Origin of the sequence: Chitinophaga sp. sic0106, from assembly GCF_019219075.1 — a bacterium.
Lineage (GTDB): Bacteria > Bacteroidota > Bacteroidia > Chitinophagales > Chitinophagaceae > Chitinophaga.
Map to the genome: position 1 here is coordinate 136,721 of NZ_JAHUWJ010000005.1, position 13,923 is coordinate 150,643.

Below are 13,923 nucleotides of genomic sequence, written 5' to 3' on the forward strand. Positions count from 1 at the left end.
TCGTAAAAGAGGCGGTCTTTCGTTTTTTTGGGGTGGCATTGAGGAAAATATTGCCCGCTTCGGGCGGCCGCGCAGCAACTGCTACGTATATCAGGCAGGTTATTTTTGGGTTATGTTCACAGATTTGTGAAAATTTCAGGGCTGTAAAAATTCGATTTTTTTATTGAGCAGAAATGGCCGTACTTCCTTGTGTATGAAGGAAATAAGCGTATTATTAACCAATGATTGTCAACCCCTCCGGATATGAAACTTTTCATTTTTCTTTTCCACATGTAACAATCTGAGAACCAAAATTGTAATTTAGCGGGATGGTTGTGTCATGAACGTACTGCGTATAGGCATAATTGATATAAAAAAAATTTCGGCAAATGGATTCCAGCAGCGGACAACCGGAGAAACCAGTTGTGTCCAGGGGGTTAGATAATTTCTTCCTGGATATCTACAGTATCTTCCAGTTTATCAAACGCTTTTTCAGAGAGGCGTTACGCCCTCCATTGGAGGTTAAAGAGTTTATCAGGCAGTGCTACATGGTGGGGTATAAGTCCCTCGCGTTAATCACCATGACGGGCTTTATCACAGGATTGGTATTTACCAAGCAATCACGTCCTTCTTTATCTGAATTCGGGGCCACCTCCTGGCTGCCTTCCCTGATTGCCATTGCGGTAGTAAGGGCGCTGGCGCCACTGGTTACGTCCCTGATTTGTGCAGGTAAGGTAGGTTCCAGCATCGGTGCGGAACTTGCATCTATGAAGGTAACCGAACAGATTGATGCGATGGAAGTATCTGCTATCAACCCATTTAAATACCTGGTAGTAACCAGGGTATTGGCTACCACCGTTTGTATCCCCATCCTGGTGTGCTATACCGGCCTGGTGGCTATGCTCGGTTCTTATCTTGATATTCATCTGAATGAGCATACCAGCTTTGTCACCTTCTTCCAGAATGCCTTTAAGAATATTACCTTCTTGGATTTTGGTACCACGGTTTTCAAAGCAATTGCTTATGGATTCACCATCGGTATAGTGGGCTGTTTCCAGGGATGGAGAGCTTCCCAGGGTACACAGGGTGTTGGTAAAGCTGCCAACGTATCGGTAGTAGTATCCATGTTCCTCATCTTCCTTGAAGAAGTAGTAATTGTACAGGTGGCAAACGCTTTCAGATAACAGTATGAAGAATTTTAAACCAAATATCGACTGGCAGGATAAGGTGATCGACATCGAAGATCTCTTCAAATCCTTCGGCTCCAACCATGTACTTCGTGGCATCAGCCTGGAAGTGCATAAAGGGGAAAACGTGGTGGTTTTAGGGAGATCCGGAACCGGTAAATCGGTATTGATCAAGATCATGGTAGGTTTGCTCTCGCCGGATTCCGGAGAAGTAAATGTACTCGGACAGGAAGTACCCACCCTCTCGGTCCCTGAACTCAGAGAGCTGCGTCTGCGCGTGGGTTTCTGCTTCCAGAATGGGGCGCTGTACGACAGTATGACCGTTGGTGAAAACCTGGCCTTTCCGCTCAAACGCAATACCCCCGGTATCAGCAGGGCAAAGGTGAAAGAAATGGTGGCCAACGTGCTCGATGCAGTGGGGCTTTCACAAACCATCGACCAGATGCCGTCTGAACTGTCCGGTGGCCAGCGTAAGCGTATCGGTATCGCCCGTACGCTGATCCTCCGCCCGGATATTATGCTCTATGATGAGCCTACCGCCGGCCTGGACCCAATCACCTGCACGGAAATCAATAACCTCATCAACGAAGTACAACAACGTTTTAATACCACTTCCATCATCATCACCCACGACCTCACCTGCGCCAAGGCAGTAGGGGATACCATCGTAGTAATGAAAGAAGGTAAGTTCATCAAACGCGGACCTTTCGAGGAAGTATTCGAATCCAAAGATGAACTGATCAGGGAGTTTTATGATTATAATTTTATCCAGTAATTTATGAAAGATACAAGTAACAGAAGGTCGGTCATTGTTGGGATATTCATCCTGGTTGGTGTCCTCATTTTTATCGCTGCCATCCTCACCCTCGGCGGACAAAAGAAAGCTTTTGTGTCTGCCATCAGGGTTAAGGCAATCTTTAAAGATGTGAATGGCCTGGCCGAAGGAAACAACGTATGGTATTCCGGTGTAAAGGTAGGTACCGTTAAAAAAATCACCTTCGTACGCCACGACGAAATCCTCGTGGAAATGAACGTGGAAAAGAGCGCCGCCAAATACATCCATAAAGACGTAGCAGTAAAAGTAAGCTCCGACGGCTTCGTGGGTAATAAAATCATCGCATTAACCGGGGGTACGGATAAAGTGCCGGATATTGAAGATGGTGACCAGCTCCAGGTAGAAACCACCGTTGGCGCTGATGAAATCATGAGCACCCTCCAGGTAAATAATAAATCACTGGTAGAAATCACCTCCAACCTGAAAGTGATCACCAAAAAAATGATGGATGGAGAAGGTACCGTTGGTAAACTCCTGACAGACGATGCCCTGTACAATGAGCTGCAGGGTACCATTGCCGCCCTGCAAAAAACAGCCGGTAATACCCAGCGCCTCACCGAAGGATTGTCGGCCTACGCCGCCAAACTGCAAACACCAGGCTCACTGTCCAACGACCTCGTATCCGACACTGTTGTATTCGCCCGCCTGCGCAGCACCATGCGCCAGCTGGATGCAGTAGCGGCCAACGCCAATATCATGGTAGAAAGCCTGAAATCTACTACCAATGGCTTAAATGAAAATCTCAACAGCAGCAATACCCCTGCAGGTGTACTCCTGAGCGATAAACCAACCGCAGAAGCACTGAAGTCTACCATGCAAAACCTCCAGAGCACCAGCGTGAAACTGGACGAAAACATGGAAGCACTGAAACATAACTTCCTCCTCCGTGGCTATTTCCGTAAACAGGATAAAAAAGCAAGGAAAGAAGCCGCCAAACAGGCGAAAGACTCAGCGAGAGCAGCCCAGTAACTTTGCCTTACAACATATTGTAAAATCCCCGTCGCCTTTGGCGACGGGGATTTTTATTCATAACGGACCGAAGGTCCGCTCTGAATAAAAAGAATTACTTTTGCTGTCTGACTTACAGCAAAATATGAACATCAGCGTTAATAAATATATCAGCGATACGGGCTTTTGCAGCCGCAGAGAGGCAGACAAACTTATAGACCAGGCCCGCGTTACCATCAACGATAACATTGCCCTAAAAGGCGACCGCGTTAATGAAGGCGACGTGGTAGAAGTGGACGGCGAGCCGCTCAAAAAAAAGAAAACCACCGTATACATTGCCCTCAACAAACCCAAAGGCATTACCTGCACCACCGATAAAAAGGATAAAACCAATATCGTCGACTATCTCAACTATTCCAGCCGCATCTTCCCGATAGGCCGGTTGGATAAGCTCTCGGAAGGACTTATTTTCCTGACCAACGACGGCGACATCGTCAACAAAATTTTGCGCGCCGGCAACCAGCACGAAAAGGAATATGTTGTTACAGTAGACAAGCCCATCACCCTGGACTTTATAAAGGCCATGCGCAGTGGGGTAAAAATCCTTGGTACCACCACGCTGCCGGCTTTCGTAAAGCAGGAGGGCACGCACCGCTTTCGGATCATCCTTACCCAGGGGCTTAACCGGCAGATACGCCGCATGGCTGAGGCATTGGATTACCGGGTAACGGCACTGAAGCGGGTACGCATCATGAATATCGCCCTCAAGGACCTGGCTCCGGGCAAGTGGCGTTATTTTACAAAAGATGAGATCAATAATATTAACAGTATGGTGGCTAACAGCAGTAAAACGCAGCATAGTACCGACAATAGCGGAATGGACGAATAATACAACAGCACTATGGACCTTACTTTTAACTCCACATACCAGGCCGCAGTAAAAGTGGCGGAACCCGTTTCCAGTCACTTCGAGCATCATATGTACCTGGCGCAGGAAAACGGGGAAGATGACCTCGCCACCGTGCCGTCAGCAAAAATCATTGAACGTATGATCGACATTGCCTTCTGGGCCAGCCTGCGCCGCGAAGAAGGTAATGCCACCCGTATATCCCTTTCTTTCCTGCAGCCCTGCCAGGCGGGCAAGCCACTGCTGCTGGCCAACAGGATTCCACTTACGCCTTATGCGCTCACCAAACTGGCGCCGGGCGTGGAAAGAGCAGGCATTCATATCGGGATATGGTATGAAGATAATGAACTCTTCATCTGGGGTACTACCACCAAACTGCCTAACCTTTGCTTTGTGCTGGATGTAGCCGAACCAGGACTGCTGGTTGTGAAACAGCGACGCCTGCTCGGTTTGGGCAAGTTCACCAACGTGGCCGTGCTGAAAGGGGATCAGGTGAAAATTGTAGATGAAGGATGCAGCATGAAAAGAGATATCCCGGATATCCTTAGCTCACTGCTCGGACATAAATCCTCCCCGGTATGGAATCACCCTACCAATGTGCTGATCCAGATCGCCGTATCCATGCGGGCGCATGGCAAAGGCGGTATCCTGCTGGTAACACCACCGGACACAGATGAGTGGCGGGATTCTATCATTCATCCGCTGTCGTACCCCATTTCACCGGCATTTTCAGGTGTGGCGGACCTTGTACGCCGCGACGATCGGAGCGTTAGCGAAATCTTCTGGCAGAACGCGCTGCGCAGGGAAGTAGACAACGTGAGTGGGCTCACCGCCGTGGACGGTGCTACTATTATCAACTCCCGCCATGAGCTGCTGGCATTCGGCGCTAAGATTACCCGCTCGTATAATTCCACGGCTGTAGAGCAGGTGATGATGCTGGAACCTGTGCTGGATGGGCGTCCGCACGTCGTACATCCGTCGGGGATAGGTGGCACCAGGCATTTGTCGGCCGCTCAGTTTGTGCACGATCAGCGCAACTGCCTGGCGCTAGTAGCTTCGCAGGATGGTTATTTCACCATCTTTTCATGGTCGCCCGCCTTACAAATGGTGCAGGGCCACAAGATTGATATCCTGCTTATGTAAAAACGTTTATCCTTTCACGTTATAGGCGCGGATCTTAATACAGGAGGGCGCTTTAATGTTTTCTATCTTACTGGCAGGCGTTAATGCGCCTGTCTTTTTATTTCTGCGAAACACCACGATATCATCACTCATCTGATGCGCTACCAATAGGTAGTTGCCCGTAGGGTCGATCACGAAATTGCGGGGGTGATTGCCGCCGCTGGCGGTGATCGCTGTTTTGGTCAGCAATCCCGTATGTGCGTTTACGTGATAGGTGAGGATAATATTTTCCTTACCTCTTGTGGTGGCATACAAAAATTTTCCGTCCGGGGAGATGTGGATGTCGCCGCCGCCATAATCTTCCACACCTATGGCTGCATGCGCTGAAATCGTTTGCAGTGGTGTAAGTCCACCCTTTGCATACCGGTAAGCGACCACGTTACCACTGATTTCTTCTATACAATAGCCAAACTTTCCGTTGGGATGAAACTCGAAATGCCGGGGTCCTGCGTTTCGGACCGTTTGTGTAGATGGCGGGGTGGCAGGAGCGAGGGGAGTGGTGCCACCTTGTAAGCGGTACCAATGTATTTTATCAGCGCCGAGGTCGGGGGCATATACATACTGTTCATCCGGGCTAAATCCGATAGAATGCACATGTGATTGTTTTTGCCGGGGGCCTGTGCTGCTGTCTTTAATAAAAATCGTTTGTCCTGCTTCGCCAATGGAGCCATCGCTGCGCAAAGGATGTATGCTCAGGCTGCCGGCGGTATAATTTGCGTTGGCAAGCCAGGTGTTGGCACGGTTTACAGCCACGTACACCGGGTTTTCACCGCCGCTGGGTTGACTATTGATAAACCGCAGTTTTCCCTGCAGGCTGTCGAAGCTGTAGCTGCTTACTTTACCCCCGTTGGGTACCCTGGAATCCGCGGCCGCATACAGGTATTTGCCATGATGGCTCAGGTTGAGGTAGGAGGGATTTACCACCTCGCTGATGGCGGACACCTTGGTGGTGGCGCCATTGGCCGGATTGAACTGGTATACGTAAATGCCTTCCTGGCCGGCGTTGTTATTGTAGGAGCCCACAAACATATAATAACGTTGTGCATGGGCGGTGATGGTCAGCAGGCACACTATTGCCAGGCAATACAATCGGTGGAATTTATACATAGGGCACAAACATATAAAAAACTCCCTGGAAGTAAAAGCAGAAAAGCCCCCCAATCGGGAGGCCTTCTGTCTATGTTGCTGAAAGATGTACGTGATTATTCGCCTGGTTCACTGGCCATATACACCAGTTCCCAGAGGTGACCATCCAGGTCCTGAAAGCCGTGTACATACATCCATCCATGGTCCTGTGGCGCTCTTGGTATAGAGCCACCTGCGGCAACCGCTTTTTGAACGATATCGTCCACTTCTTCACGGCTGCCCGCAGAGAGGCAAAGGATGGTTTCCGTTACATGATTTGCATCGGCAATAGGTTTATTGGTAAACGTTTGAAAGTAAGATTCTACTATCAGCATGAAATAAATGGTATCCGACACCACCATACAGGCTGCTTTTTCGTCCGTAAACTGAGGGTTGAAAGTATATCCCAGCTGCGTGAAAAAGTTGATAGTATTATTCAGATCTTTCACTGGTAAATTCACAAATATTTGCTTGTTCATAGTACAGTATTTAAACTACTGCAAACATACCAAGCGATTATTAACCGGTTACTGTGGTATAGCGACAAATACCGGGTCAATTCCGACACCTACACTGCCTTAGCTGCGCTGATGACTTTGCCTGGCGTGTATTCATTACCGATAGCCGCAAAGAGCGCTTTCTTAGGTAATGGTTTCAGCAGGTAGTTTTCTGCGCCCTCGTCGAGGAATCGTAGCTGTTCCTTTTCACAAGCCGATCCACTCACCACGATGATCCTTGATTTCGGGGACAGTGACTGTATTTGTTGCATAATATCGTGTCCGGTCATATCTCCGAGAAAAGCGTCCAGTAAAATAATATCGGGTTGCCATTCCCAGGCTGTTTCCAGCCCTTCCTTGCCGCTGTAGGCTTGTTTTACCTGTATGCCGGTATCATCAAAATAGCGGCGCAGGTATTTCTGACTGAAAGAATCATCGTCTACCGACAATACTTTAAGGCCCTTCAGCGATGCTTCGTTTACCACTGGTTTCAGCGGAGGGGCTGCTGCGGCAATCAGCGGGAAGCTGAGGGTAAAAGTGCTGCCTTTTGATTCTATGCTATCCAGCACCAGGGAGCCACCGATTACTTTCGACAAGGTGCCTGCCACATACAGGCCAATGCCGGTGCCTTTGAGGAAACTGTTTTGTTCCGTTTCGTAAAGGTTAAAGATTTTGCTCATCTTTTCCTTTGACATGCCCAGGCCCCGGTCCCGGACTTTCAGCAGTAGCCTGTCTTCCTGTTTGGCCAGGGTGATGGTCACTACGGTGTTATCACGCGTGAATTTAATGGCATTCACTACCAGGTTGATCACTATTTTATTGAGGGAGGTTTTACAGGCATAAATAAATCCTGGTACCTCGTCGTCCGTTTCTACAATCAGTTTCACATGTTTCCTGTCGGCCTGGTACTGAAAGGAGCGGGCAATCCCCTTTAGCCATTCTGCCGGCGCAAATATTTCGGGCTGGCTTTGCTGGCGTTGTGACTGCTCCAGTTCCAGGAAATTGTTGACCACCGACATCGCATAGCTGCTGCTGGTGTTAAGGTCGTGCATATATTCCAGCAGGGGCAGGTATACTTCCTTGGTTTCAATTTCCCGGGTGAGTACTTCTGTTATGCCGGTGAGAGAATGGAGTGGATTCCGGATCTCGTGGCTAAGTACCTGTGATAATATTGACTTTTCATCCAGTGCTTTTTTCAATGCGGTGTTGGACGCTTTTAGTGCTTTGATCAACCTGTTTACGTGGTTGCTGAAAAAGGCCACGCCAGCTGTAGTCAGGATGAACAGGCAAAATGCACATATATCTTTAAACAGGGTTACTGACTGGAGGCCATTTTCCGGGATGGGCCGCAGGAAGCCTGTTCTGAAGTTTAGTTTGATCACCAGCAGTACCATTACGCAGGCGACGGAGCTGATCAGGATAGGCCTGGTTTGCTTAAACAGCAGCAGGGTAAAGATGATCAGAAAAACTGACAACATGGTTTCGCCTACGATGGCCCCTTTTCCAACGGCAAGCAGCATGGCTGCCACGTTAGTCACAACGATAAAGCAGATGGCCGCCACGTTCTTTTTATCCATTTCCACCAGTATCAGCAGGCAGGCATATGCCAGTGCGGTTGCAGTACCCATTATCATAAAAAACGGGTCTTTCGTAAACGCAAATAGCAGGGCGCAGTAACAAAATGTCAATGCAGCTGCCAGGATGCTGAGGGTAGTAATAACTATGTTGCCATCGCCGCCAGCAATGGCCGGCGCCCCTGTATTGTCTGGTGTATCAGTTTTAAATAGGATCATGGTACTGAGGGGTTTATTAGATCTACGAGAAAAAGCGGAGTACGTATTTTTCCAATATGTTAATACGATGTTAATACAGTATTGGAACAGTTGTAATTAACAGTCTGGAGATGCTGTGAAATCGTAGGTCCGATTAAAATTTTCCATGTCCATTGCGGCGTTCAGCCACCGGTGGGATGTACTGAATAGTATCCCAGTGTTCTGCTATCCGTCCATCTTTAATGCGGAAGAGGTCGTAAAAAGCACAGTGTACCTTGTCCATATACCCTTCACTTACCGCCAGGACAAAATTACCTTCTCCCAAAACCTTATGTACCCGCTGATACTGCATGGTAACCCCGTGCTGTGCCCAGTCGGCCAGCGCCATGCCCAGTCCGGAAACCCCGTCGCCTATGCCCGGATTATGCTGGATGTAATAATCGCCATCGAAGAAATGCTCCAGTTCTTCCATACGCCCGCTGATAAGAATGGTAGTCACAAAATGGCTCACCAGTTCCTTATTGGCAGCAGTTTTCTCCAGGTCCGTGATTTCCCCGCTGCCATCCGTCATCGTATGGCCGCTTGGGTTATGAAGGGCAGGCCTGTATTGCAGGTTATCCCAGTGCTCACAGATGGTGTCCCCTTCAAACCGGAAGATGTCGAAGCCTACCTTGGGCCCGAAGAAATCGTAGTCGCTATGCGCAAATACATAATCATTATCCTGGAACACGCGTACCGTATTTACCCGCGTACTGCCGGGTTCCAGCTGTTGCAGCAATTCCCGGAAGCCCTGCAGTCCGGTGGCCACACCAGTATTGTGCTGGATGTACTGTTGTGGGTGGATGTAGTCAATAGGGGCAGCAGCTCCTGTTTCGATGGATTTCAGCAGATCTGTAACCATCTGCTTGCGATTGTTTTTCATAAAATAAATGCTTGCTGTGGGAGAAAGGAAAAAGCGCTATTCACTAAGCTAAACAAGCGACTGGAGAAGAATTTACCAGGTGTATCTATGACCGCTGTAAAGGTACAGCTATTTATTTTAAGTTCGGAACTGCGGGGGAGGTGTTTATTTGTCAGTAATTCGAACTAAACGGCTAATCGGAAAGTTCTCTGTTGTATAAAACCCACCCGTATGCGAAAACTTATTTCCTTTCAGTTTCTCACGCTAAACGGCTATTTCGAAGATGCCAAAGGACATACCGACTTTACCACCCAGGGGGCGGATCAGCGCGATTTCGCCATCTCTATGCTGGAAAAGGAAAACGTGCTCCTGTTTGGCAGAATCACCTACGAACATATGATAGCCTGGTGGCCTACTCCCGCCGCTGCACAGCTGGACCCTGAAATGGCCGCCGGCATGAATAACGCCGATAAAATCGTTTTCTCCAATACCCTGCAGGGCACGGCCTGGAATAATACCCGTATCAGCAGCGGCGACCTGATTGAATCGGTACAGCACCTGAAGAAGTCGCCCGGCCCCAACCTGGCTTTACTCGGCAGCAACAGCATTCTCACCCAGCTGGCAACCCACAACCTCGTAGATGAATTTCAGCTGATGATCCATCCGATAGCTATCGGCAACGGACATACGCTGTTGGGAGGCCTTCGCCACCGGATACCCCTGCAACTCACCAGTACACAGGCTTTTTCCAATGGGGTAGTGCTGCTCACCTATATTCCTTCCGGTAAAAATATTCCGGAAGAAGCGAGATGATTTCGGTAAATTCGGTACCTCATTGGTAAGAAGAATTTAAAGACGGAAATTATGAATCAGGAACAACATCTGCCACTGGATAATCCGGCGTGGCACGCACTGCAAACTATTCAACGATACTTTGCCCAGGGAACCGAAACGGTGCAGCGGTACATGGGTAACGTACTGCCATTTATGGCGTACAACACAGATGACTTTTCAGGCCTTGAGCCATTACAACCCTGGATTAGCCCGGGCGGGGAATCCCTGTTCATCATCGGCGAGCTGCCGCAGCTGCCGGAAAAATGGCAGCTGGAATCGGAACTGGTATGCACCCAGATGATTTCTACCAGCACACCGGCCACGCCTGATCATGAAGAGGAAGTAATCAAACTGACCGAAGCCGACAGGCAGGAAATGGTGGATTTTGTAAATGATGGACAACCCGGCTATTTCAAAGACGATACGCCGTCCCTCGGCAACTATTACGGCATTCGTAAAAACGGAAAGCTCGTTGCGCTCGCCGGCCAGCGTATGAAACTGCCAGGTTATACGGAGGTAAGCGCCGTTGTTACGCATCCCGACTATAGAGGTAAAGGCTTTGCCCGCCTGCTTACCACTGTTGTTTGCCGGGATATCTATACCGCAGGGGATGTGCCATTTCTTCACGTAGTGAGTAACAATCGTACAGCCATTGGCGTTTATGAAAAAGCCGGATTTGAAGTGCGCAGGGAAATTTCTTTCTGGAAGATAAAAGCACAATAAAAAAATAAGGTAGCGTCTTAGACAAGACGCTACCGTTCCTAAGCATAAACAAATTAGCAATCATCAAAAGTTTACTGTCACTGTTCTAAAACAAAGTGATAGTTATAGCATATAACTACAGGAAATCCATTATAATTGATTGGTGAAACTTTTTAGTATTAATAAATTTAGTTCGTACACATTCATCTATCACTGACATTTTTATTGGTTTTACTGATTGCTTTGTTTCCTCTTTTAAAAAAATATTTGATACTATATTTGTTTGATGCTTCGGACACGGGGCGAATTCGATAAAAATGCGACGACCGTAAGTTGATGATATCTAATGTTATTTTGTGATGCTGGTGTATTACTAACATGGAAATCAATGGAATGTTTATATGGCTGCATATTTTTTTTCAATGTTACAACAATTAAAAAATAAACCCCGGCAGGATTTCATCCTGCTGAGGTTTAATATTGGAATTTAGTCTGCTGTTGTTAGTTAACCATTGTAAACCGCCGCAAACTCCTGCGCAAAGTCTTCCAGCTTTATTTTTCCTGCTGTAGGGAGATGCTGGTCAAAATCTGACCACAGTATTCCGTTACGCAATGCCTGGCCAATCTCCACAAATCGACCCGCCATATCAGCAGACATGCCTGCGTTTAACAACTCCTTCTTCGTGCTTTCATCATCAAAAGCAACCCAGGGCAAATCTGCTTTGCCAATGGCATGGCCAATGGTGGAGGCAATATCAGCAGCATAGCGGTCATCACTGAAGATATATTTAATAGCCACTCCTTCCAAAGGTTGTTGCAATGCGGTTGCCACAGTGGCGGCAATTTCTGTTGGGTGTACCAGCACTATACGCGTGTTTGCCGGATAGTTGTTGCCAATAATCCCCATATGCCTTACCATCTCCACATTATTTAAAAAATTATAGTAGAAGAAAGGCGCCCGCACATGTGTAAGACCAATGCCGGGAATAGCATTCAATATTTTTTCTGTTTGATGTATACCCGCGATAGGACCATTGCCGCTTTCCAAATGCGCGCCGATGCTGCTGAGGTTTACCACCCGTTTCACACCTGCGGCTGTAATAGCCTGCGCGTAGCTGTTGGCAATATTTACCGCATAGGCAATGAAATCAGTGGTAGTAAACGAAGGAGGCGTCATGGTATACACGGCATCTGCACCGGTAAAAGTAGCCGTGAGGAAAGCTGTATCCTCCAGCGAACCAATGGCGGCACTGGCCCCGAGTGCTTCAATGGCACCAACTTTCGCGGGATTACTGCTGATAACGGTCACGGCATGGCCGGCAGCGATTAATTGTTTGGCCAGTGGCTGACTAATATTTCCGATGGAACCTGTAATAACGATTTTCATATCTATTGTTTTAATTTCTTCACAAAAGTATTTTTATACTTACTTTTGTACAAGTACTTACCCTAAAGTATGTATGATATGACCGCTATAAAGGAAAGCTCCACCATACAGGAAAATAAGCACCAGGCCTTCAGAGCCTGCCCTGTAACTTTTGTAATGGACAAAATAGGCGGCTACTGGAAGCCTATCATCCTCTTTTACCTGCTCTCCGGCCCCAAGCGCTATTCAGAGCTGCGTAAAGCGATACCCGGCATTACGGAAAAAGTCCTGATTCAACACCTCAAACAACTGGAAGCCGATAACCTGCTGATACGGGAATCCAGGCCGGTAGTGCCTCCCTACGTGACCTATACCTTATCTGAGGCCGGCATGGGATTACGCAGTGTTTTGCTGGCCATGGCCGAATGGGCCTTTGGACCCGGCGGTATGGATGCCGGTGAAATGGGCAAAAGCCTGGACGACTTCCCCGGTTGAGTTAAGATCTCCCAAACCACATTAAAATACGGTAAGAATCTGCGGTTAGCAGACCTAACGGCATTATCTTTGTGCGATGGCGCACATGTGGAATAAATTATTAGAAAGTGTAGACCACCTGCCCAGCTTCTTCTGGAACCTTCTGCTGGCAGGAATTGCCGTATTGGCCGGATTACTGATTAAGGCATTGCTGTCGTTTTTTATCCATCGCTCTGTGAAAAAATCGACAGAATTTTCACTGGTACACAGCATACTGCTGCGACTGGGAAAGGCCTTCAATTATTTCCTGCCGCTGCTGTTGCTGAATATGAGCATTCCCCTGATGCGACTCCAGCCGCGCTACCAGAATGTGCTGGGCCGCATCGCTGAAATTTTGCTGACGCTGGCTTTTGCCGCCATTGTAATCGGTATCATCCACGTCCTGGAAGATTACATTTACAATACTTATGATCTCAAGAAATCCAATAACCTTAAGGAAAGAAAGATCCGTACCCAGCTGCAGTTTATCCGTAAACTTTCCATCGGTATCATCCTCGTGGTTACGGCCTGTATCATCCTGCTGAGCTTTGACAGTATGCGCAAACTCGGCGCAGGTTTGCTGACCGGTGTGGGTGTGGGTGGTATCATCATTGGTTTTGCCGCGCAAAAATCCCTTGGAAACCTGCTGGCAGGGTTCCAGATTGCGTTTACACAACCGATCCGTATAGATGATGTGCTGGTAGTAGAGGGCGAATGGGGACGCGTGGAAGAAATCACCCTGACCTATGTGGTAGTAAACATCTGGGATCAACGTAAACTGATTCTCCCCATCAACTACTTTATAGAAAAGCCTTTTCAAAACTGGACCCGCAGTAGCGCCGAAATTCTTGGTACGGCCTTCCTGTACCTGGATTATACTGCCCCAATCGATAAGCTACGGGAAGAATTTGAACGCTTTATTGTTACCCATCCATTGTGGGATAAGCGTGTGAAGACCCTCGTAGTCACCAATATCACCGAACGCACCATTGAGGTACGCTGCCTGATCAGCTCCAGAACTTCCGGCGAAGCGTTTGACCTGCGCTGCGATATCCGCGAGCATATGCTCAAATTCGTAAAGGACAGTTATCCGGAATGCCTGCCACTCCGTAGAGCCGCAATGCTTGCGGCTCCAGGCTCTGATCCTTCTGTTTAGTGGGTTTTAAGCGATGAGC

At 48.1% G+C, this 13,923-nt stretch carries 14 protein-coding genes; 9 read left to right on the forward strand and 5 right to left on the reverse strand.

Annotated elements, in window-relative coordinates; translation table 11 throughout:
* Positions 1–368: 368 nt before the first annotated feature.
* The 5 genes from KW844_RS09520 to KW844_RS09540 all read left to right on the forward strand — a co-directional run bounded on the left by KW844_RS09520 (position 369) and on the right by KW844_RS09540 (position 4,999).
* Entirely contained in the window at positions 369–1,163 is a 795-nt protein-coding gene (locus KW844_RS09520; RefSeq protein WP_073079639.1) for an ABC transporter permease, read from the forward strand.
* A 4-nt stretch (positions 1,164–1,167) separates the two neighbouring features.
* On the forward strand, positions 1,168–1,941 hold the full coding sequence (locus KW844_RS09525; protein WP_218376492.1) for an ABC transporter ATP-binding protein: 774 nt from the start codon (positions 1,168–1,170) through the stop codon (positions 1,939–1,941).
* A 3-nt stretch (positions 1,942–1,944) separates the two neighbouring features.
* Positions 1,945–2,970, forward strand: a complete 1,026-nt coding sequence (locus tag KW844_RS09530; RefSeq protein ID WP_218376493.1) for an MlaD family protein — start codon at positions 1,945–1,947, stop codon at positions 2,968–2,970.
* Positions 2,971–3,070: 100 nt separating this feature from the next.
* A complete protein-coding gene (gene rluF, locus KW844_RS09535) occupies positions 3,071–3,838 on the forward strand; it encodes a 23S rRNA pseudouridine(2604) synthase RluF (protein WP_255578328.1) in 768 nt (255 codons plus the stop codon).
* A gap of 12 nt (positions 3,839–3,850) precedes the next feature.
* Positions 3,851–4,999 carry a putative sensor domain DACNV-containing protein gene (locus tag KW844_RS09540; RefSeq protein WP_218376494.1) on the forward strand — a complete coding sequence of 383 codons (1,149 nt, stop codon included), beginning with the start codon at positions 3,851–3,853 and terminating at the stop codon, positions 4,997–4,999.
* A 6-nt stretch (positions 5,000–5,005) separates the two neighbouring features.
* Here the strand turns inward: KW844_RS09540 and KW844_RS09545 are convergent, their stop codons facing one another.
* From KW844_RS09545 to KW844_RS09560, 4 genes are all read right to left on the reverse strand, one after another.
* Entirely contained in the window at positions 5,006–6,145 is a 1,140-nt protein-coding gene (locus KW844_RS09545; protein ID WP_218376495.1) for a lactonase family protein, read from the reverse strand.
* Positions 6,146–6,240: 95 nt separating this feature from the next.
* Entirely contained in the window at positions 6,241–6,642 is a 402-nt protein-coding gene (locus KW844_RS09550) for a VOC family protein (RefSeq protein WP_218376496.1), read from the reverse strand.
* Between the two features lie 89 nt (positions 6,643–6,731).
* Positions 6,732–8,453: a hybrid sensor histidine kinase/response regulator gene (locus KW844_RS09555; protein WP_218376497.1), complete on the reverse strand. Its 1,722-nt coding sequence runs from the start codon at positions 8,451–8,453 to the stop codon at positions 6,732–6,734.
* Between the two features lie 133 nt (positions 8,454–8,586).
* Positions 8,587–9,354: a nuclear transport factor 2 family protein gene (locus KW844_RS09560; RefSeq protein ID WP_218376498.1), complete on the reverse strand. Its 768-nt coding sequence runs from the start codon at positions 9,352–9,354 to the stop codon at positions 8,587–8,589.
* Between the two features lie 210 nt (positions 9,355–9,564).
* On the opposite strand from KW844_RS09560, the gene KW844_RS09565 reads away from it, so the two are divergent.
* Positions 9,565–10,146, forward strand: coding sequence for a dihydrofolate reductase family protein (locus KW844_RS09565; protein ID WP_218376499.1), 582 nt, complete (start codon positions 9,565–9,567; stop codon positions 10,144–10,146).
* A 51-nt stretch (positions 10,147–10,197) separates the two neighbouring features.
* Positions 10,198–10,890: a GNAT family N-acetyltransferase gene (locus tag KW844_RS09570; RefSeq protein WP_218376500.1), complete on the forward strand. Its 693-nt coding sequence runs from the start codon at positions 10,198–10,200 to the stop codon at positions 10,888–10,890.
* 484 nt (positions 10,891–11,374) lie between these two features.
* On the opposite strand, the gene KW844_RS09575 is transcribed toward KW844_RS09570, so the two are convergent.
* A complete protein-coding gene (locus tag KW844_RS09575) occupies positions 11,375–12,256 on the reverse strand; it encodes an NmrA family NAD(P)-binding protein (protein ID WP_218376501.1) in 882 nt (293 codons plus the stop codon).
* A 78-nt stretch (positions 12,257–12,334) separates the two neighbouring features.
* Here KW844_RS09575 and KW844_RS09580 point away from each other — a divergent pair, with 78 nt between their 5' ends.
* Positions 12,335–12,730: a helix-turn-helix domain-containing protein gene (locus KW844_RS09580; RefSeq protein WP_218376502.1), complete on the forward strand. Its 396-nt coding sequence runs from the start codon at positions 12,335–12,337 to the stop codon at positions 12,728–12,730.
* A gap of 76 nt (positions 12,731–12,806) precedes the next feature.
* The gene (locus KW844_RS09585) at positions 12,807–13,904 is read left to right on the forward strand and encodes a mechanosensitive ion channel family protein (RefSeq protein WP_255578329.1); all 1,098 of its coding nucleotides are present in this window, start codon (positions 12,807–12,809) and stop codon (positions 13,902–13,904) included.
* Positions 13,905–13,923 lie beyond the last annotated feature (19 nt).